The organism is Rahnella variigena (genome assembly GCF_003610915.1).
GTDB lineage: Bacteria > Pseudomonadota > Gammaproteobacteria > Enterobacterales > Enterobacteriaceae > Rahnella > Rahnella variigena.
Genome location: NZ_NSDJ01000001.1, coordinates 1971618 through 1991417 on the forward strand (window position 1 = coordinate 1971618; position 19800 = coordinate 1991417).

19 protein-coding genes are annotated in these 19800 nt (G+C 55.1%); 6 read left to right on the forward strand and 13 right to left on the reverse strand.

The genetic code is table 11. The annotated features are described in order from the left end of the window. Positions 1-107: 107 nt before the first annotated feature. From CKQ54_RS09035 to copA, 4 genes are all read right to left on the reverse strand, one after another. Positions 108-1319, reverse strand: a complete 1212-nt coding sequence (locus tag CKQ54_RS09035; RefSeq protein ID WP_120160753.1) for an MFS transporter — start codon at positions 1317-1319, stop codon at positions 108-110. A 45-nt stretch (positions 1320-1364) separates the two neighbouring features. Next, the gene (gene ybaK / locus CKQ54_RS09040) at positions 1365-1844 is read right to left on the reverse strand and encodes a Cys-tRNA(Pro)/Cys-tRNA(Cys) deacylase YbaK (RefSeq protein ID WP_120160751.1); all 480 of its coding nucleotides are present in this window, start codon (positions 1842-1844) and stop codon (positions 1365-1367) included. A 251-nt stretch (positions 1845-2095) separates the two neighbouring features. Continuing rightward, a complete protein-coding gene (locus CKQ54_RS09045; protein ID WP_120160749.1) occupies positions 2096-2896 on the reverse strand; it encodes a TraB/GumN family protein in 801 nt (266 codons plus the stop codon). A gap of 90 nt (positions 2897-2986) precedes the next feature. Continuing rightward, positions 2987-5518 (reverse strand): copper-exporting P-type ATPase CopA, encoded by a 2532-nt coding sequence (gene copA, locus CKQ54_RS09050; protein WP_120160748.1) that lies wholly within the window; start codon positions 5516-5518, stop codon positions 2987-2989. 145 nt (positions 5519-5663) lie between these two features. On the opposite strand from copA, the gene cueR reads away from it, so the two are divergent. Continuing rightward, on the forward strand, positions 5664-6065 hold the full coding sequence (gene cueR, locus CKQ54_RS09055) for a Cu(I)-responsive transcriptional regulator (RefSeq protein WP_112287553.1): 402 nt from the start codon (positions 5664-5666) through the stop codon (positions 6063-6065). A gap of 9 nt (positions 6066-6074) precedes the next feature. On the opposite strand, the gene CKQ54_RS09060 is transcribed toward cueR, so the two are convergent. The 5 genes from CKQ54_RS09060 to tesA all read right to left on the reverse strand — a co-directional run bounded on the left by CKQ54_RS09060 (position 6075) and on the right by tesA (position 10157). After that, on the reverse strand, positions 6075-6530 hold the full coding sequence (locus CKQ54_RS09060; protein ID WP_112287554.1) for an NfeD family protein: 456 nt from the start codon (positions 6528-6530) through the stop codon (positions 6075-6077). After that, complete coding sequence (locus tag CKQ54_RS09065) at positions 6530-7450, reverse strand: SPFH domain-containing protein (protein ID WP_095925004.1); 921 nt, start codon at positions 7448-7450, stop codon at positions 6530-6532. Before CKQ54_RS09065 ends, CKQ54_RS09060 begins: the two co-directional genes overlap by 1 nt. 235 nt (positions 7451-7685) lie before the next feature. Beyond that, positions 7686-8543: a co-chaperone YbbN gene (locus CKQ54_RS09070; RefSeq protein ID WP_112287555.1), complete on the reverse strand. Its 858-nt coding sequence runs from the start codon at positions 8541-8543 to the stop codon at positions 7686-7688. Between the two features lie 87 nt (positions 8544-8630). After that, a complete protein-coding gene (locus CKQ54_RS09075; protein WP_120160746.1) occupies positions 8631-9407 on the reverse strand; it encodes an SDR family oxidoreductase in 777 nt (258 codons plus the stop codon). A gap of 120 nt (positions 9408-9527) precedes the next feature. After that, positions 9528-10157 carry a multifunctional acyl-CoA thioesterase I/protease I/lysophospholipase L1 gene (gene tesA / locus CKQ54_RS09080; RefSeq protein ID WP_120161142.1) on the reverse strand — a complete coding sequence of 210 codons (630 nt, stop codon included), beginning with the start codon at positions 10155-10157 and terminating at the stop codon, positions 9528-9530. Here tesA and ybbA point away from each other — a divergent pair. Both ybbA and ybbP read left to right on the forward strand, forming a co-directional pair. Continuing rightward, positions 10128-10814 (forward strand): putative ABC transporter ATP-binding protein YbbA, encoded by a 687-nt coding sequence (gene ybbA, locus CKQ54_RS09085; RefSeq protein ID WP_112287557.1) that lies wholly within the window; start codon positions 10128-10130, stop codon positions 10812-10814. The two genes, tesA and ybbA, sit on opposite strands and share 30 nt — an antisense overlap. Further along, positions 10811-13243 carry a putative ABC transporter permease subunit YbbP gene (ybbP, locus tag CKQ54_RS09090; RefSeq protein ID WP_120349672.1) on the forward strand — a complete coding sequence of 811 codons (2433 nt, stop codon included), beginning with the start codon at positions 10811-10813 and terminating at the stop codon, positions 13241-13243. The genes ybbA and ybbP overlap by 4 nt, the downstream gene beginning before the upstream one ends. A 145-nt stretch (positions 13244-13388) precedes the next feature. On the opposite strand, the gene purK is transcribed toward ybbP, so the two are convergent. Continuing rightward, the gene (gene purK / locus CKQ54_RS09095; protein ID WP_120164059.1) at positions 13389-14453 is read right to left on the reverse strand and encodes a 5-(carboxyamino)imidazole ribonucleotide synthase; all 1065 of its coding nucleotides are present in this window, start codon (positions 14451-14453) and stop codon (positions 13389-13391) included. Beyond that, positions 14450-14959, reverse strand: a complete 510-nt coding sequence (gene purE / locus CKQ54_RS09100) for a 5-(carboxyamino)imidazole ribonucleotide mutase (RefSeq protein ID WP_120164060.1) — start codon at positions 14957-14959, stop codon at positions 14450-14452. Before purE ends, purK begins: the two co-directional genes overlap by 4 nt. Before the next feature lie 180 nt (positions 14960-15139). Between purE and CKQ54_RS09105 the strand changes: the two genes are divergently transcribed. Next, a complete protein-coding gene (locus CKQ54_RS09105; protein WP_120164061.1) occupies positions 15140-15772 on the forward strand; it encodes a MiaE family protein in 633 nt (210 codons plus the stop codon). Between the two features lie 111 nt (positions 15773-15883). On the opposite strand, the gene lpxH is transcribed toward CKQ54_RS09105, so the two are convergent. Further along, positions 15884-16606, reverse strand: a complete 723-nt coding sequence (lpxH, locus tag CKQ54_RS09110) for a UDP-2,3-diacylglucosamine diphosphatase (protein WP_120164062.1) — start codon at positions 16604-16606, stop codon at positions 15884-15886. Positions 16607-16631: 25 nt separating this feature from the next. Beyond that, positions 16632-17126, reverse strand: a complete 495-nt coding sequence (ppiB, locus tag CKQ54_RS09115) for a peptidylprolyl isomerase B (protein WP_113876111.1) — start codon at positions 17124-17126, stop codon at positions 16632-16634. Between the two features lie 227 nt (positions 17127-17353). Here ppiB and cysS point away from each other — a divergent pair, with 227 nt between their 5' ends. Both cysS and alkA read left to right on the forward strand, forming a co-directional pair. Continuing rightward, positions 17354-18745 (forward strand): cysteine--tRNA ligase, encoded by a 1392-nt coding sequence (gene cysS, locus CKQ54_RS09125; protein ID WP_120164063.1) that lies wholly within the window; start codon positions 17354-17356, stop codon positions 18743-18745. 182 nt (positions 18746-18927) lie between these two features. Further along, positions 18928-19791, forward strand: coding sequence for a DNA-3-methyladenine glycosylase 2 (gene alkA / locus CKQ54_RS09130; protein WP_244220255.1), 864 nt, complete (start codon positions 18928-18930; stop codon positions 19789-19791). The last annotated feature ends 9 nt before the right edge of the window (positions 19792-19800 follow it).

Genomic DNA, 19800 nt, shown 5'->3' on the forward strand with positions numbered 1-19800 from the left:
TTCCAACGCGGGATTTAAATGGGTTTTATCAGGCAGATATCAAGGGAATAAGGGTTCAGACGCTGCCGATATTTAACTATCGGCAGCCGGGAAGGAAAGGTTAAGGGCTATTTGCGTTCAATATTTGGCAGGAATGCTGTCAGGATCCCAAGCAACGGCAGGAAGGCACAAATCTGATACACCAGTTCGATGCTGGTTTTATCCGCCACATAGCCGAGAACCGCGGCGCCCAGCCCGCCCATACCAAAGGCCAGACCGAAGAACAGGCCGGAAACCATGCCGACTTTGCCTGGCATCAGCTCTTGCGCAAACACCAGAATGGCTGAAAATGCCGAGGCCAGGATCACGCCAATAATCACGCTAAGCACGCTGGTCCACATCAGATTGGCATGTGGCAAAAGTAGCGTAAATGGCGCGACACCCAGAATTGAGACCCAGATGACGTATTTGCGCCCAATCCTATCGCCCACCGGCCCGCCGATGATGGTGCCCGCTGCGACGGCAAACAGGAAGACGAATAAATGGATTTGCGCGCTTTGTACCGAGACGCCAAATTTATGGATCAGGTAAAAGGTGTAATAACTGCTCAGGCTGGTCAGGTAGAAATACTTTGAGAAAATCAGCACCAGCAGAATACCCATCGACATCGCCACGGTTTTACGCGGCAGCAGGGTGATATTGCTGTTCACCGGGCCACGCTTTTTGGCGATCTGATTTTGCTGGCGATACCATTTACTGATTTGCAGCAGCACGACAATCCCCAGCAGCGCCGCCAGCGAGAACCATGCGACGTTGCCTTTACCGTAAGGCGCGATGATCAGCGCCGCGAGCAACGGGCCAAGTGAAGAACCCAGATTGCCACCGACCTGGAACAGCGACTGCGCCAGCCCGTGACGTCCGCCGGAAGCCATACGCGCCACGCGCGACGATTCCGGATGGAACACCGAGGAGCCTGTGCCGACCAGCGCCGCGGCCAGCAACACCACCGGAAAACTCTGCGCGACCGCCAGCAACAGCAGGCCGGAGAGCGTAAAGCCCATGCCGATCGGCAGAGAATAGGGTTGCGGATGCTTGTCGGTGTAATAGCCGATAAGCGGTTGCAACAGCGAGGCGGTTATCTGATACGTCAGGGTAATCAGCCCGATTTGCGTAAAGCTCAGGGAAAACTGGTTTTGCAGTAACGGATAAATCGCCAGTATCAGCGACTGAATCATGTCATTGAGCAGATGAGAAACGCTGATCGCCGCCAGAATAGAAAACGCAGTCTTTTTGACTGCGTCTTTCTGCGGGCTGACTGGCGTTGACGTCGTGTCTGTCATAGCGGAGGAAGCCTTCTTATTGTAGAGGTGCAGGGTACCTGCCTGTCAGTCGACTTTAGCGATATCGGCAAACTGGCCTTTGAGTAAACGGCAAAGATCGCCTGCCGCCAGTTCAATATCAAGTCCGCGTTTACCGCCTGAAACATAAATCGTGGAAAACGTCTGCGCCGGACTGTCGATCACCGTCGGCAGCAGTTTTTTCTGTCCCAGCGGACTGATGCCGCCGACCAGATAACCGGTGATGCGCTGGGCGATAGCCGGATCTGCCATGTCGGCTTTTTTGGCTTTCAGGGCTTTGGCGACCTTTTTTAAATCCAGCTTCGACGCCACCGGCGTGACGGCAACGGCCAGATTTTTGGCATCGCCGTTGAGCGAAACGAGCAGCGTTTTATAAACCTGACGCGCATCCAGCCCGAGCTTTTTCACGGCTTCATCGCCAAAATTGGTTTCATCGCTGCTGTGTTCGTACGGGTGAAGGGTAAAGCTGACGTTGTTTTTTTCCAGGAGGATGACCGCGGGTGTCATGATTACCGCCTATTTTATTTACTTTTTTGTTCGGAAAATCGTCATCAGCTCAATCTGATGAAAACAAACAATAAAGTATGATTACTGAGCGAGGATGAAATAGTAGAGCAATGAATGGTTATTGCCAAGACCCGCCGCAGATTGATACCCTGTGCGCGCCGGTGCTGTGCCTGAAAAGGCCGGTACTGAAGCTATAACTAATAAAATGAAATTCCTCTTTGACTGGCCGGCCTTAAAAACCGGCCATTTTTTTATCCTTTCAGCAGCTCCGGCAAATTCCCTTCGCCGTACAAATGCAGCGCACCGACTGCTACCACATAGTTTCCTGCAGGTAAGTCCAGCAGCTGTTTTTTCCAGCGCACATTTCGCTGATTCATCAGCACATCGTATAAATCACTGCTAAAGGTATTCGGAAGCTGCTCGACCGCCAGCCCTGGTTTGCTGTCCAGCCACCAGCTGATCATGGTTTGCAGCAGGCGCGCGTTGGTGTGCCAGTGCGTCAGGGTATCTTCCAGCAGTCCGAGCCCGTCGTCGGGAAGTTGCTGCAACAGCGCAAACTGCTCCTCCGGCCCTTCCAGTTCAATGACTGGCGTGTTCTGCTCTTTAGCGTTGTGCAACAGCTGATAATCGATGCCGTAATTTCCGCGCAGTCCGAGACGCTGCGCCTGCGTGGCCTGCAACATCAGCGCGACCTGCCATGACGGCAAAGGATTAAGCGTCCACATCGACACACCCAGTTCTTCGCATAAACGTTCGACGTGCAGATATTGCGATTCAGAAAGGCGTTCAGCCAGCGGAGGATATTCGCCGGTCATACTGAAAGGGGAATCGGTGCCGCTGATATCTGCCTCGACTATCAGCGCATCGGCTTTTTTCAGGCGGCGCAACAGTTGCGCAGGCAGCGGTTGCATATCCTGCGTGCCCATATGAATACTGCCGACCAGATGCAGGTAGCGATTGCCGGGAAGCCGGATATCCAGGGCGGGATAGGAATACTCAGCGGGAAACAGCCAGCGAAGCCAGCTGAATGCCCGGTTTAAGAAAGGCGCCATAATGCAGGGTCTCCCGAAAAATGAGAGACCATGCTAACGCGGCTGCGATTTAGCGAACAGGGGAAACGTCTTGTTTTTTCGGCGTGTTTTTCATGACTGTCCTTTTTTAGGTGAAAAGCGCAACAGACGGTTTGCGTTGGCGACCACTGTGATGGAAGAAAGCGCCATCGCAGCACCCGCCACTATCGGGCTGAGCAGAGTTCCGGTCAGCGGATAAAGCACACCGGCGGCAACCGGAATACCAATCACGTTGTAAACAAAAGCACCCAGCAGGTTCTGCTTCATATTTCGCAGTGTCGCCTGAGACATTGCCAGCGCATCGGCGACACCGTTCAGACCCGGGCGCATCAGCGTAATCGCCGCGGTTTCAATCGCCACGTCGCTGCCGCTGCCCATCGCAATACCGACATCCGCCTGAGCCAGCGCCGGAGCATCATTAATGCCGTCGCCAATCATCGCGACCTGCTGCCCTTTGGCCTGCAAAGCTTTGATGGCGTCGGCTTTCCCTTCCGGACGCACGCCGGCAATTACTGTGTCAATTCCCGCCTGCGCCGCAATAGCTTGCGCAGTTCGCGGGTTGTCGCCGGTCAGCATCACCAGCTGATAACCCCGCTGATGCAGGCGCTGCAACGCGCTGACGCTGTCTTCACGCAGCGGATCCCGCAGGGCAAACAGCGCCGCAATCTTGCCGTTAGCAGCCAGCAATACCGGCGTGGCACCTTCGCTGGCTAACGTATCCAGCATCGTGTCAGCCGCCTGAGTATCCACCCCGTTTTCATGCATCAGCGCCTGATTGCCCAGCAGCAGGGATTGTTCTTCCACGTCACCGCGCAAACCCAGCCCGCCAAGGGTACGGAAATTCGCGATATCAGGGATTTCCAGCCCTTGCGCTTTTTCAACAACGGCCTGGGCAAGAGGATGGTGTGAACCTTTTTCCAGTGCAGCGGCAAACCGTAAAACCTGTTGTTCACTGAAACCGCTGAACGTATGAATGTCTGTCACTTTCGGCTGGCCTTCGGTCAGCGTGCCGGTTTTATCAAACACCAGCGTGGAAAGCGTACTGGCTTTTTGCAGTGCATCGGCATCGCGCACCAGCACACCAAACTCAGCGGCGCGTCCGACACCGGCGGTAATCGACATCGGCGTTGCCAGACCGAGCGCACAAGGACAGGCGATAATCAGTACCGTTGTGACAATCACCAGCGTATACATCAGTTGCGGTTGCGGACCAAAGAAGTACCAGATGGCACCGCTGAATAACGCAATCAGCACCACAACCGGTACGAAGACAGCAGAGATTTTATCCGCCAGTTTCCCGATTTCAGGTTTACTGCTTTGGGCTTCACGCACCAGATTAATAATGCGTGAAAGGGTGGTCTGGCTGCCGATGGCATCTGCGCGGAACAGCACGCTGCCGTCTTTCACCAGCGTACCGGCGTGCACTTTTTCACCCTGCGATTTTTGCTGAGGGATCGGCTCCCCGGTCAGCATCGCTTCATCCATCCAGGCTTCACCACGTTGAATTTCGCCGTCAACTGGCACGCGGTCACCGGTCGTCAGGCGCAGCGTCATACCTTGCTGAACGTCAGCCAGCGGCAGGTTTTTTTCGCCTTCTTCGGTAACCACGCGAGCGGTCGGCGGGGTCAGATCCAGCAGGCGTTCGAGGGCCTGAGACGAACGCTGACGTCCGCGTTGTTCCAGCGCGTGGCCGAGGTTAATCAGACCAATAATCATCACGCTGGCTTCATAATAAAGATGACGTGCCTGCATCGGGAACGCATCCGGCCACAGGCTGACGGCGAAGGAAAATATCCAGGCCGCACCGGTACCGAGCGACACCAGCGTGTCCATATTGGCGCTGCCGTGCATCAGGCTTTTCCAGGCGCTTCGGTAAAAATGGCCGCCCGCGACAATCATGATCAGCAATGTCAGCAGGCCGACAATCAGCCAGCCGGTCTGGTTGGTGGCGGTCACCATCATTTCACCGCCGAGTAATCCCCATAACATCATCGGGATACCCCCAGCTAAGCCAAGAGCCGCCTGCCAGCTGAAGCGGATCATACTTTTGCGTGAGGTTTGTTGCTGGCGCTCACGGCGTTTAGTTTCGTCGATAATGATTTCGGCGCCGTAACCGGCGTGTTCAACGGCGGCAATCAGCGCATTCTGGTCGGCATTACCGCTGACCAGCGCACTGCGTTCCGCCAGATTGACGCGTGCCCGTTCGACACCGCTCACGCCTTCCAGCGCCCGCTGCACTTTACTGACGCAACTGGCGCAGCTCATCCCGCTGAGCAACAGCTGCACGCTGTCGTCTGCGGTTTGTGGTGCATGAGTTTCTGCCGGAACAGGTGACGCCGCCGCTGACAGGGGTTCCGGCAAAACTTTCGCCTTATCGGTCAGCGGCTCAGATTTTGGGGATGCGTCTTCCACCACCTGTGCTTCATAACCGGCGTTAACCACGGCATCGACCAGACTCTGGCTGCTGGCATCGCCTTTGACGATGGCTTTATCCAGAGAAACTTCAACGGCAGTCGTGCCTTCCACGGCTTCCAGCGCTTTACGCGTTGAAGCCACGCAGTGCCCGCAGGACAGGCCTTGCAGAGATAATACGGTGGTTGTCATGATCATTTTCCTTGGGTTAACTTCACTCAGGACAGAGGATAAACCTTCCAGCAAGGGGAAGGTCAAGCCGCAGTCTCTGTTATTTTAATTTCATGGCGTATGATGTTCGTATCATGCGCAACAATCAGCTTGTCGTGGAGGCGAAATGAACATCAGTGATGTAGCGAAAAAAACCGGTCTCACCAGTAAAGCGATTCGATTTTATGAAGAGAAGGGGCTGGTTACTGCACCGGCTCGCAGCGAAAACGGCTACCGCAGTTATGCGCAAAAACATATCGAAGAACTGACGTTATTGCGTCAGGCGCGGCAGGTCGGATTCACGCTGGAAGAGTGTCAGGAACTGGTGGCGTTATTCCACAACCCGGATCGCCACAGTGCGGACGTGAAAGCGCGGACATTAGAAAAGGCCGCCGAAATTGCGCGGCACATTGAAGAACTGAAAGTAATGCGTGAGCGCTTACTGACGCTGGCTGATGCCTGTCCGGGTGACGAAGGGGCAGACTGCCCGATCATTGATAACCTCAGCGGATGCTGTCATAAGCACTGAGATTTTGTTTTAGCGAGCCTCAGGTTCCACGCGCAGCGTCGCGCCTTCTACGCCGGTGATCACCACTTTGTCACCGACGTTCAGCGGCGACGCGCAAATTGCCCGCCAGCTGCTGTCACCGATCTGTACCCGCGTAAACTGGTTAGTGACCGGTTCCAGCACGGTGGCATGAGTGCCTACTAACTGCTGGCCGCGCTGGTTCAGCGCTGAATTGCCTGCAGATTTGTCGACACGCTGATTCAGCCACTTCCACCACAGCCACGCCGCCAGAATGGTCAGCAGCGCAAACGCCGTGCCTGACCATTCCCACGGCAACGGCAGGATCCAAGTGACAGCGCCTACTAAGGCTGCCGCCACGCCGCTCCACAGCAAGTAACCACTCGCACCCACCAGCTCAGCCGCCAGCAACAGGCCGCCCAGAGACAGCCAGAATACGTGCGGATTTGCCATGAAATCGTGCAGCATTATTTGCCGCCTTTGGTTTCTTTCAGCAGCTCAGCAATCCCGCCAATGGAGCCCATCAGACTGGTGGCATCCAGCGGCATCATGATGATTTTGCTGTTATTAGCAGAACCGATCTTGGTCAGTGCATCGGTATATTTTTGTGCCACGAAGTAGTTAATCGCCTGCACGCTACCGGCTTCAATCGCTTCAGACACCATTTTGGTTGCCTGGGCTTCTGCTTCCGCCGCACGTTCACGCGCTTCGGCCTGCAGGAACGCTGACTGACGCTCACCTTCCGCTTTCAAAATCTGCGACTGCTTCTCACCTTCAGCACGCAAAATGGCAGACTGACGCACGCCTTCAGCTTCCAGAATATCGGCACGTTTTGTACGTTCGGCTTTCATCTGCGCGTTCATGGCGGAGATCAGTTCAGCAGGCGGACGCACATCACGGATTTCGATACGGGTGATTTTGACGCCCCACGGATTGGTGGCTTCGTCGACGATATGCAGCAAACGTGCGTTAATGTTGTCGCGTTGTGACAGCATTTCGTCCAGTTCCATGGAACCCAGAACCGTACGGAAGTTGGTCATGGTCAGGTTAACGATCGCCTGTTCCAGATTGCTGACTTCATACGCGGCACGCGCCGGGTCAATCACCTGAATAAAGCACACGGCGTCGATGGCAACGTTGGCGTTATCGCGGGAAATCACTTCCTGAGAAGGAATATCCAGCACCTGTTCCATCATATTGATTTTACGGCCGATGCGGTCCACAAACGGCACCACCAGATTCAGCCCCGGCATCAGCGTTTTGGTGTAACGGCCGAAGCGCTCGACAGTCCACTGATAACCCTGAGGCACAATTTTGATCCCGGCGTAAACCACCAGCAGCGCCAGCACGATCAAAATAAGGATAGGAATGGGAATCAGATCAAACATAGGGTGAACTCCTGTAAAACTGTGTCCTGACTAATCCGGATGAAATAGTCGAGTAAAAACATGTCCCTGGCACACTGGCCGACCGGCAAAGTGTGTGCTCAATTGTCGCACAAATAACCGTTACATCGTATTAATAAAGGATAGTTCAGGGGATAAAAGGCGGAGGAAAGCACAAAAAAAACGCACGTCCTGTTCAGTGACGTGCGTCTGATGTTTTACAGCCGGGCAGTATGAATTAATACAGCAGAGAATATAGCTGGCGGCGATATTTGGCAGCCAGCGCATCGCCGGTACCGAGAGCGGCCATGATATCCATCAGCGTTTTACGCGCTGCACCGTTCGCCGCGCCTAAATCTTTTTTCAGCGGCGCCATCAGCAGTTCCAGCGCTTCTTCGTTGCGCCCGACCTGATGCAATTGCAGGCTGAGTTTGACGATGAGTTCGGCGTTCTCAGGATCCTGCTGGAGTTCCTGTTGGAGGAGCTGAATTTCCGGCGTGTCGGCGGCCTGTTTCAGCAACTCGATTTGCGCGATCAGCCCCTGATAACGGGAATCTTTATCCTGTAACGGAATGGTCGCCAGCACGGCTTCGGCATCATCGGTGCGGTTCAGATGAATTTGCGTTTCCGCCAGCAGCAAGCCGATATCACTGCGGTAATTGCTCAGCTGCCAGGCATCTTTCAGCAGCGGCAGGGCTTCCGCCACATTGCCCGCCTGCAGCATTTCCTGCGCCTGAGCGAGTTTCAGTTCTTCTTCTTTCGGCAACACTTTTTGCAGCAGTTCGCGTATCACTTCTTCGGGCTGAGGACCCTGGAAACCATCGACAGGCTGACCGTCTTTAAACAGGTACACGGCAGGGATAGAACGCAGACCAAACTGCTGAGCAATCATCTGCTCGGCATCGCAATCCACTTTTGCCAGGATCAGCTGACCGGCGTATTCCACAGCCAGTTTGTCGAGAATCGGCCCCAGTTGCAGGCAGTGCTGGCTGCGTTCAGACCAGAAATAGAACATCACCGGCACAGACATAGATTGTTCCAGCGTCTGGTGCAGGTTGGATTCGTTGATATCGATTACTGTAGGTTGTGCAAGCATGAATTCTGTCTCTCTGACTAAGGCGTTAAAAGCATTAAAAAGGAAATGGGGGCGACTCGTGCCGCTTCAACCCCTTATCGTTTTTACTTAGCTGTTTCCGCGTAATATTTTGTCCATCAAACGGGCTGGCAACAGTCGTTTCAGCACCGTCAGTGCGTGGGCGACCAGCGTGACCGGATAACGAAAACGCGCGCGCGGGTTTTCTAAAGCATGGTGTAGTTTGGGTAAAACTGCCTCCGGCTTGAGCGTAAAACGTCGTGCAATGCCCGGATTTTCTACCGGCTGATCGGCTTGTGACTGACTGACGTTGGCGGTGAAATTACTGCTCAGCGGGCCGGGTTCAATCAGGCTGACCTGAATTCCCGAGCCGTGCAGCTCCATACGCAGCGTGTCGGACCAGGCTTCCAGCGCAAATTTACTGGCGGCATAAACGCCACGACGCGGCGTGGTAATCAGCCCCATCACCGAACTGGTCTGGATAATGCGTCCTTCGCCGTGCGGCAACATGGCCGGCAGCAAAAGCTGCGTCAGCTGATGCGTGCCAAACAAATTGGTAGAAAATTGTTGCTCGAACTGTTCACGGCTGATGCTGTTAAGTGGCCCGTAAACGCCGTAACCCGCGTTATTAAACAGGCCGTACAGACGGTTTCCCGTCAGCGCGATGACCTCGGCGGCGGCGCGTTCCACACTCTGTTTGTCATCAAGATCGAGCTGAACAGTTTCAAAACCCATTTGTTGCAGCGTGTCGATATCTTGCGTTTTGCGGCATGCCGCCAGTACCCGGTAGCCACGAGCGCGTAAATCCTGTGCGGCGACCAGCCCGATACCGCTTGAACAACCGGTGATTAATACAGCTTTTTGCATAACTTTACCTGTGGGATGTCCCTATTTTTTATGACTGTGATTTACTAGGGAGTCGGATGAAAAGGTAACGTCTTGGTTTTACTCACGTCCCGGTATTATTTTATTCGTCGTATTTTAAACTTAATGCGTCAGCAGCGGTGTGAGTTTTTCTGACATCCAGCCGGCAATAAACGACTGTGCTGCCAGCGCCGGATGCAAACCGTCGTCCTGCATCCATTCAGGTTTAACGGCGACCTGTTCCATAAAGAACGGTACCAGCGGGATATTTTCCTGCTTCGCCAGCGCCGGATAAATAGCGTAGAACGCATCACCGTAGCGACGGCCATAATTAGGCGGCAGGCGGATTTGCATCAGCAGCGGTTGGGCATTGGCCTGTTTGATCTGACTGATAATCTGCGTCAGCGTTTGCGAAATGGTTTGCGGCGGGAAACCGCGCAATCCGTCGTTAGCGCCCAGTTCAATCAGCACCCAGCGCGGATGGTGTTGTTCCAGCAACGTTTGCAAACGCGCCAGCCCTTGTTCAGCGGTATCGCCGCTGATGCTGGCGTTAATAATGGTGGGCTTGTCACCTTCTTTTTGCCATTTATTATTCAGTAATGTCGGCCACGATTCGGCTACCGGAAGGCGATAGACAGCACTCAAACTGTCGCCAATAATCAGCAAGTTATCAGCAGCAACGGCGCGAAAACTCAATAATCCTAACAACATAAGGAAGGGGAGATGCCAGCGGAAAATGTTCTTGAAGTTCATCATTTAAGTAAGCACGTCGGTCAGGGTGAAGGTCAGCTCACCATCCTGTCCGGTGTGGAGCTGGTTGTCAAACCTGCCCAGACAATTGCCCTGATTGGCGAATCCGGTTCCGGTAAATCCACCCTGCTCGGCATTCTTGCCGGGCTGGATGATGGCACCAGCGGCGACGTGAAGTTGCTGGGCAAATCCCTTGGCGAACTTAATGAGGAAGGGCGCGCAGCGTTGCGGGCAAAAAATGTCGGCTTTGTGTTCCAGTCGTTCATGCTTGTGCCGACGCTCAACGCGCTGGAAAACGTGCAACTTCCTGCGCTGTTGCGTGGCGAAAGCGACAGCAGCAGCCGTCAGCAGGCGGTGCAGTTGCTGGAAAGTCTCGGGCTGGGCGGGCGTCTGCATCATCTTCCGGCGCAGCTTTCCGGTGGCGAACAGCAGCGTGTGGCGCTGGCGCGGGCATTCATCGGTAAACCTAAACTGCTGTTTGCCGATGAGCCGACCGGCAATCTGGATCGCGCAACCGGCGAACGTATTGTTGACTTGTTGTTCTCACTGAACCGCGATGCGGCGACCACGCTGATCCTGGTCACGCATGATGAACAGCTGGCGGCGCGTTGCCAGCGGCGCTTACGTCTGCGCGACGGGAAATTGTGGGAGGAAGCATGATCTGGCGCTGGTTCTGGCGGGAATGGCGATCGCCTTCGCTGCTGATTGTCTGGCTGGCGCTGACGCTGGCGGTCGCCTGTGTGCTGGCGCTCGGCAGCATCAGCGACCGCATGGACAAAGGGCTGAGTCAGCAAAGCCGCGAATTTATCGCAGGCGATCGCGTGTTGCGTTCCGCGCATCCGATTACCGAAGCCTGGCTACAGGATGCGCAGTCACAGGGGCTGAAAGTCAGCCGTCAGCTCTCGTTTATGACCATGACCTTTGCCGGTGAAACGCCGCAGCTGGCGGCCGTCAAAGCCACCGATCTGGCGTATCCGCTTTATGGCGCGTTACAAACCGAACCGGCAGGGCTGAAACCTGAGCCGGGAACCGTGCTGGTTGCGCCACGTTTACTGGCGCTGCTGAACGTGAAAGTCGGTGACAATCTGGACGTCGGCGATACCACGCTGAAAATTGCCGGAGTGATTGTTCAGGAACCAGATTCGGGGTTTAACCCGTTTCAGACCGCGCCCCGCGTGATCATGAATCTGGATGACGTACCGAAAACCGGTGCCATTCAGCCGGGCAGTCGCCTGACCTATCGTTATATGTTTGCCGGTTCTCCGCAGGCTATTCAGACGTACGGCGAGGCGATAAAAGGCCTGCTCAAGCCCGATCAGCGCTGGAGCGGCATGGAAGATTCCGAAGGCGCGCTGGGCAAATCATTACAACGTTCACAACAATTCCTCACATTGTCGGCGCTGCTGACGCTGATGCTGTCGATTGCTGCCATTGCCGTGTCGATGGGGCATTACTGTCGCAGCCGTTACGATCTGGTTGCGGTGCTGAAAACGCTGGGAGCCGGGAAAAAGGCGCTGCAAAAACTGATCATCGGTCAGTGGCTGGCGGTGCTGGTGCTGGCGGGAATTTGCGGCAGCGTGGTCGGCCTGCTGTTCGAAGCCGTGCTGATGAAAGTGCTGGCGCCGGTTCTGCCTGCCGCGTTACCGCCTGCCGGTGGCTGGCCGTGGGTGTGGTCGATGGGCGCGATGGTGGTGATCTCGCTGCTGATTGGTATCCGCCCGTATCGCCAGTTACTGGCCACTCAGCCGCTGCGTGTGCTGCGCAATGACGTGGTGGCGAATGTCTGGCCGCTGCGGTATTTCCTGCCGGTGATGGTGCTGGTGGTCGTCGGTCTGCTGGCGGCACTGATGGGCGGCAGTTCGCTGCTCTGGTCACTGCTGGCGGGCGTGCTGGTACTTTCGCTGCTGCTCGGTGTGATTGGCTGGGGCGCGCTGTTGCTGCTACGCAAGCTGACGTTTCGTCAGTTACCGCTGCGTCTGGCCGTTAACCGTTTGCTGCGCCAGCCGTGGGTGACACTCAGTCAGCTGGCGGCGTTCTCGATGTCATTTATGTTGCTGGCCTTGCTGCTGGTGATGCGCGGAGATTTGCTGGATCGCTGGGAGCAACAGCTGCCGCCGGACAGCCCGAATTACTTCCTGCTTAATATCACCAAAGAACAAATTCCGCAGGTGAAGGATTTCCTGCATCAGCATAAAGCGGAGCCGGAAACCTTCTATCCGATTGTGCGGGTTCGCCTGACGAAGATTAACGACAAGGTTGCCACGGATATCATCAAACCGGACGATGCGGGCGGCGAAGCGGTGAACCGTGAGCTGAATCTGACCTGGATGGAGGGGCTGCCGGATCATAATCCGCTGGTCGCGGGCAACGGGCCACCGAAAGCCGGTGAAGTGTCGATTGACGAAGGGCTGGCGGGGCGGCTGGGGCTGAAGCCAGGCGATACCGTGACGTTTAGCGGCGATACGCAGGAATTCAGCGCCAAAATCACCAGCCTGCGGAAAGTGGACTGGGACAGCCTGAAGCCGAATTTCTACTTCATCTTCCCGCCGGGAGCGCTGGACGCTCAGCCGCAAAGCTGGCTGACCAGTTTCCGTTATCACGGGGATGTCAGCACCATTACGCAGCTAAACCGCCAGTTCCCGACACTGAGTTTGCTGGATATTGGTTCTATCCTGCGGCAGGTCGGTCAGGTCTTACAGCAGGTGAGCAGGGCGCTGGAAGTGATGGTTCTGCTGGTGATGCTGTGCGGTGGATTGTTATTACTCGCACAGATTCAGGTCGGCATGCGTCAGCGCCGTCAGGAGCTGATCGTTTACCGCACTCTGGGGGCCAGCAAAAAAATGCTGCACCGGACGCTGTGGTGTGAGTTTGCCGTGCTTGGTCTGGTGGCGGGTATCGCTGCCGCGATTGGCGCGGAAGCCGCACTGTGGCTGCTGCAACGCAAGGTGTTCGATTTCCCGTGGGAACCGAATTACCTGATGTGGATTGCGGTGCCGGTGGTTAGCGCGGTGTTGTTGTCCGTCTGCGGTGGCTGGCTGGGGGTGCGGTTGTTGCGGGGGCGGGCATTATTCCGGCAATACGACGCGTAGTTTCTAAACTCCTCCCCCTGCGAAGGGGGAGGCAGGGAGGGGGTTTTAATGGCTAACTGTTTGTCAAAGCACACTTTAACTATGAGATTTTGACCTTAATACCCCACCCCAACCCTCCCCTTCGCAGGGGAAGGAGCCGATCAAATCAAAGCTTTTCAACTGCCCACTCAATGCCGCTGGCGTATTCTGCCGGCAGCATCGGAACCAGTGCGTTGAGAGTGTCTTTCAGCAGGCTGGCGCTGGCGTCGTTGAGATTCAGGTGTCCGACTTTACGACCCGGACGCACGTCTTTCTCGTACCAGTGCAGATTGACCAGCGGCAGGCTCAGCCACTCTTCTGACACATCCGTGCCAATCAGATTCACCATCACCGACGGCGTACTGACTACCGGTTTCGGCAGCGGCAGACCAAGGATGGCGCGCAAATGCATCTCAAACTGGCTGTAGGACGCGCCGTTTTGCGTCCAGTGACCGCTGTTATGAACGCGCGGAGCCAGCTCATTGATCAGCAAACCTTCGCTGACCACGAAACATTCCATCGCCATCACGCCGACATAATTCAGTTCGTTGAGAATGGCTGACAGCATGCTTTCTGCCTGCTGTTGCAGGGCTGCGTCCGGCTGCGGCAATGCGACGCTGGTGCGCAAAATGCCGTCCTGATGCAGGTTGTGGGTCAGCGGATAAAACACAGTGTTGCCGTCGTGACCGCGTGCGCCCACCAGCGAAACTTCGCCGGAAAAATTGATGCCCTGCTCAACGATGCATTCGCCGTAGCAATCCTGCGGCAGAGTTTTTTCTTCGCCAGAACGTAAGCGCCACTGACCACGGCCGTCGTACCCGCCGACGCGACGTTTAACAATCGCCAGTTCGCCAAGCTGAGAGAAGACCTGCGGCCATTCGGCGGCATCAGCCAGCAACTGCCACGGCGCAGTTGCCAGGCCGAGCTGGTCGAGCAACTGTTTTTGCGTCAGGCGGTCAGCCAGACGTGGGAAAATCTCGCGGTTAACAAACGCGTTGTGCGTTGCCAGTTCGCGGGTCAGTGCAGTTTCCGGCCAGCGTTCGATTTCAGCGGTGATCACGCTTTGCTGATATGGCACGGCTTCCGGTTCGGCATCCAGTCCGACGGGATACACGGCGATGCCCAGCGGTTCACCCGCCTGACGCAGCATCCGGCCTAACTGACCGTTTCCAAGGACGCAAACCGGCTTCATGCTTCCTCCCGCGGATCGGGATTATTCAGCACGTCGTCAGTTTGCGCGGTGCGCCATGCCGCCAGATTTTTAGCAATCTCAGTATCGTGCAGCGCCAGAATTTGTGCGGCCAGCAATGCGGCGTTAGCGGCACCGGCTTTTCCGATCGCCAGCGTACCGACCGGAATACCACGCGGCATTTGTACGATGGAATACAGACTGTCGATGCCACTCAGGGCTGCACTCTGAACCGGAACACCGAGCACCGGCACCAGCGTTTTTGCCGCCAGCATGCCTGGTAAATGCGCTGCGCCACCGGCACCCGCGATGATCACATCAAAGCCATTGGCGGAAGCCTGCTCAGCGAAAGTGAACAATTTATCCGGTGTGCGGTGAGCGGAGACGATATCGACATGGAAAGGAATATTCAGCGTTGTGAGAACTTCGGCGGCGAACTGCATGGTCGCCCAGTCACTTTTAGACCCCATAACGATGGCGATTTTTGCCGGGGTAACGTTGGATGACATGTCTTTAAAGCTCCTGTGATTCGGAAATAGAAACTGCGAGGGCGCAAATGATAACACGCTCCGTGAGGGAGGAAAACGGTTGCGTGGCCGGAAAACGGCGCATTTTTGATGAGAAGTTGGCGGCAGATTTGTATAATCCAAACCAATATATTAAAGACAAACTTGAGTGGAAACTGATTTATGACGCAGGCTTTACTGGCACCGATTTATGATTTTCTTCACTGTGAAACACCCGCTCTGTGGGTGGATGTGGCGCTGGAAAATCAGACGGTCATGCTGATTGACCACGCTAACTGTGAAAAGAAAGCGGCGGCGACGGCGATGAGCCTGATGACGAAATATCTGGATCGCACCGAACTGCTATTTTGTGCGGCGCGTCTGGCGCGTGAAGAACTTCATCACTTTGAACAAGTGGTGGAAATCATGCAAAAACGCAATATCACCTACACCCAGCTTTCACCGTCGCGCTACGCAAGCGGCATGATTAAACATACCCGCCATCACGATGACCTGAACATTCTGGTCGACCGGCTGATTATCGGCGCTTATATCGAAGCGCGCTCCTGTGAGCGTTTTGCCAAAATAGCGCCGCATCTCGATGAAACCTTGTCGCGTTTTTACACTTCGCTGCTGCGATCTGAATCACGCCATTTTGCCGATTATCTGGCGCTGGCAGAGCAATATGCCGGAACGGATATCAGTGAGCGGGTAGAGGAGTTTGGCAGGATTGAAGCGGAATTAATTCTTACACCAGACGAACAGTTCCGCTTCCATTCAGGCGTACCCGTTACCCTTCTTACTTCGGGCTGCTGATGCGTTGACTGCGCTCATTCACCCCGGTCACTTAGTCAGCTAAGTTCCCGGGGATTCATGAGCTTGTCGCCTTCCAGCAACTCAAATTATTTCGGGTAACGTTGAGGTGACTTAAAACGGGAAGCTGATCAGCTCGACGTTATCGGCGGTGACTTTCACCATCGACCCTTCTTCGTGCCATGCGCCGAGTACCACGCGGTGGCCGGTTTTGTTTTCCAGCGGCACATCGTGGATCGCCGGGCGATGGGTGTGACCGTGGATCATCCACTCGACGCCAGCCATCTGCATTTCGCTGACCACCGCCTGCGGGTTCACATCCATAATCTCCAGTGATTTGCCCTGATTTGACGCTTTGCTGTTGGCGCGCATTCTGGCAGCAATGCCCAGTCGCCATTTCAGTGGCAGCATCAGGAAAAGTTTCTGGATAAACGGATTGTGGACTTTTTTGCGGAAGTTTTGATACGCGACATCGTCGGTACACAGCGTATCGCCGTGCAGGATCAGGATGCGACGGCCATACAGCTCGAGCACTTTTTTCTCCGGCAGCAACGTCATCAGGCTGTCGCGGGCGAAACGTCTGCCGAGCAGAAAATCGCGGTTGCCGTGAATAAAGAAGCAGGGCACGCCTTGCTGGTGCAAATGATTCAGTGCGGCGGAGATTTCTGCGTGAAGCGGCTGCGGATCGTCGTCGCCAATCCAGGCTTCGAACAGGTCGCCGAGAATGTACAGAGCATCGGCCTGTGGCGCATCTTCACGTAGAAAACGAAGGAAACCGGCAGTGATTGCCGGTTCCTGTGCGCAAAGATGGATATCTGCGATAAAAAACGTGGTCATGCCGACGTGTTCTTAAAAACGTCGGTTATTCGCTGACTGTCACGCTTTTGATCACAACATCTTCTTTTGGAACGTCCTGGTGCATACCGCTGCGGCCCGTTTTGACGGCTTTGATCGCGTCAACCACGTCCTGACCTTCAACCACTTCTGCGAATACGCAGTAGCCCCAACCCTGTGCGTTTTTGCCGCTGTGGTTCAGGAAGTCGTTGTCAGTTACGTTGATGAAGAACTGTGCGGTAGCAGAATGTGGATCGTTGGTACGCGCCATCGCCAGCGTGCCTTTGGTGTTTTTCAGGCCGTTGTCTGCTTCGTTATCGATAGGTGCATCGGTGTTTTTCTGGTTCATGCCTGGCTCAAAACCGCCGCCCTGGATCATGAAGCCGTTAATCACACGGTGGAAAATTGTGTTGTCGTAGAAGCCTTTACGGCAATAGTTCAGGAAGTTTTCAACCGTGGCTGGCGCTTTGTCAGCGAAAGTTTTAATGACGATGTCGCCGTGGTTGGTGTGGAAAGTGACCATAATTATCATCCTGCTAATGTTGATGTGTGCTCTGTGTCAGAGCGGCTACTATAGCCTTTTCTTATACCATAACTCAAAAGTTGCCGTCAGCAGCGCCTTTATGACCACTAAAGCCCGTCCGGCGGCCTTATGCCGTTTCGGTGAAATCATTTTCGTTATATTATGGCCGTTAGTGTCGCTTAAATGCGCCAACGTCATTTTCTACGCCCAACACACGGAATAGCCTGATGCTGAAGATTTTTAATACCCTGAGTCGCCAAAAAGAGGAATTCAAGCCAATTCATGCCGGTAAAGTCGGGATGTACGTGTGTGGGATCACTGTTTACGACCTGTGTCATATCGGCCACGGTCGCACCTTTGTGTCTTTCGACGTAGTGTCGCGTTACCTGCGTTACGTCGGTTATGACCTGAAATACGTGCGTAACATTACCGATATTGACGACAAAATCATTAAACGTGCCGCGGAGAATGGCGAAACCTTTATGGCATTGACCGATCGTATGATCGCCGAAATGCACGCGGATTTTGCTGCACTGAACATTTTGCCGCCGGATTCTGAGCCACGTGCCACCGGGCACATTCACGAAATCATCGATATCGTGCAGAAGCTGATCGACCGTGACCACGCGTATGTGGCATCGAACGGCGACGTGATGTTCTGGGTGGAGAGCGATCCTGATTACGGCGTGTTATCCCGTCAGGATCTGGATCAGTTGCAGGCAGGCGCACGCGTTGAAGTTGAAGCTAACGTGAAACGCAATCCGATGGACTTTGTGCTGTGGAAAATGTCCAAGCCTGGTGAGCCGAGCTGGACGTCACCGTGGGGCGAAGGTCGTCCTGGCTGGCATATCGAATGTTCTGCTATGAACTGCAAACAGCTTGGCGCGCATTTCGATATCCATGGCGGCGGTTCTGATCTGATGTTCCCGCACCACGAAAACGAAATTGCTCAGTCCAGCTGCGCGCACGACGGCCCGTACGTCAACACCTGGATGCACTCCGGCATGGTGATGATCGACCGCGAAAAGATGTCCAAGTCACTGGACAACTTCTTTACCGTGCGCGATGTGCTGAAATATTACGACGCCGAAAGCGTGCGTTACTTCCTGATGTCTGGCCATTACCGCAGCCAGCTGAACTACAGCGAAGAGAACCTGAAACTGGCACGTACCTCGATGGAACGTTTGTATACCGCGCTGCGCGGTACGGACGTTACTGCAACGCCAGCCGGTGGTGAGGCTTTCGTGGCGCGTTTCCGTGCGGCAATGGACGACGATTTCAATACGCCGGAAGCCTATTCCGTGCTGTTCGATATGGCGCGCGATATTAACCGCCTGAAAGCGGAAGATATGGCGGCGGCCAACGGTCTGGCAGCAGAATTGCGTCAGCTGGCGGGCGTGCTGGGCTTGCTGGAGCAGGATCCGGAGCTGTTCCTGAAATCTGGTGCGCAGGCGGACAACGACGATGAAGTTGCTGAAATCGAAGCGTTGATCAAACAGCGTAACGATGCCCGCGCCAGCAAAGACTGGGGTATGGCGGATAAAGCGCGCGATCGTCTGAATGAAATGGGCATCGTGTTAGAAGACGGCGCGAACGGCACCACCTGGCGTCGTAAATAATCTCCTTCATACCTGAAGCCGCAGCAGCGTTGGCTGCGTTCGCGAACCCGAATCACTGACTTATGTCAGCTCATCGGGATTCGTTCACTTGCCGCCTTGCTGCAACTCCAGTTATTTTGGAGATGCGAGACATATAGCCTCCTTCCGGGAGGCTTTTTTATAAGGATCATCCTGTGACCCAAATGCTTCTGACGTATCAGCCTCCGTATGACTGGCAGTGGATGAAGGCGTTTCTCGGTGCGCGTGCGTTGCAGGGCATCGAGCAGCAGGACGGCGACTATTATCAGCGGACGCTGGCGGTAATACACAACGGCGTGCGGCTGAACGGCTGGTTGCGGCTGCGGCCTTTGGTGGACATTAACAGCGTCGAACTTGAGATTTCGCCGTCGCTTGAGCCGGTGACGGATAGCGTGGCAAAGCAGGTGCGGCGTTTACTTGATCTCGATGCGCAGCCATTACTTATCGCTGAGGGTTTAGGTCCGCTGGCTGAAAACGCCGTGGGATTACGTCTGCCGGGCTGCATCAACCGTTTTGAGCTGACGGTCAGGGCCATTCTCGGGCAACTGGTCAGTGTGAAAATGGCCGCGACGCTGGCAACCCGGCTGACCGAAAAATGGGGCGAGCCGGTGAGCACGCCGTTCGCGGCGCTGACACATTTGTTTCCGTCTCCGGCGGCGATGGCGAAATTAACGGTCGATGATTTACGCGGTATCGGCGTGCAGGCCAAACGCGCAGCCTGTCTGATCAATATTGCGCAGGCAGTGGAAGAAGGGCGGTTGCCGCTCGATGACATTACCGATGTGCAGGAAGGCGTCCGGTTACTGCTGGCGATGCCGGGAATTGGCAGCTGGACGGCCAGTTATGTGGCGATGCGGGCATGGTCTGCGCCGGACGTTTTTCTTGGCGGTGATTATCTGATTAAACAGCGTTTTCCGGGCATGACGCCGGGAAAAATTGCCCGCTATGCCGAAGTCTGGAAACCGTGGCGTACCTACGCCACGCTGCATTTATGGTTCAATAATGACTGGCAACCGGATATGCCTTAATCCATGCCG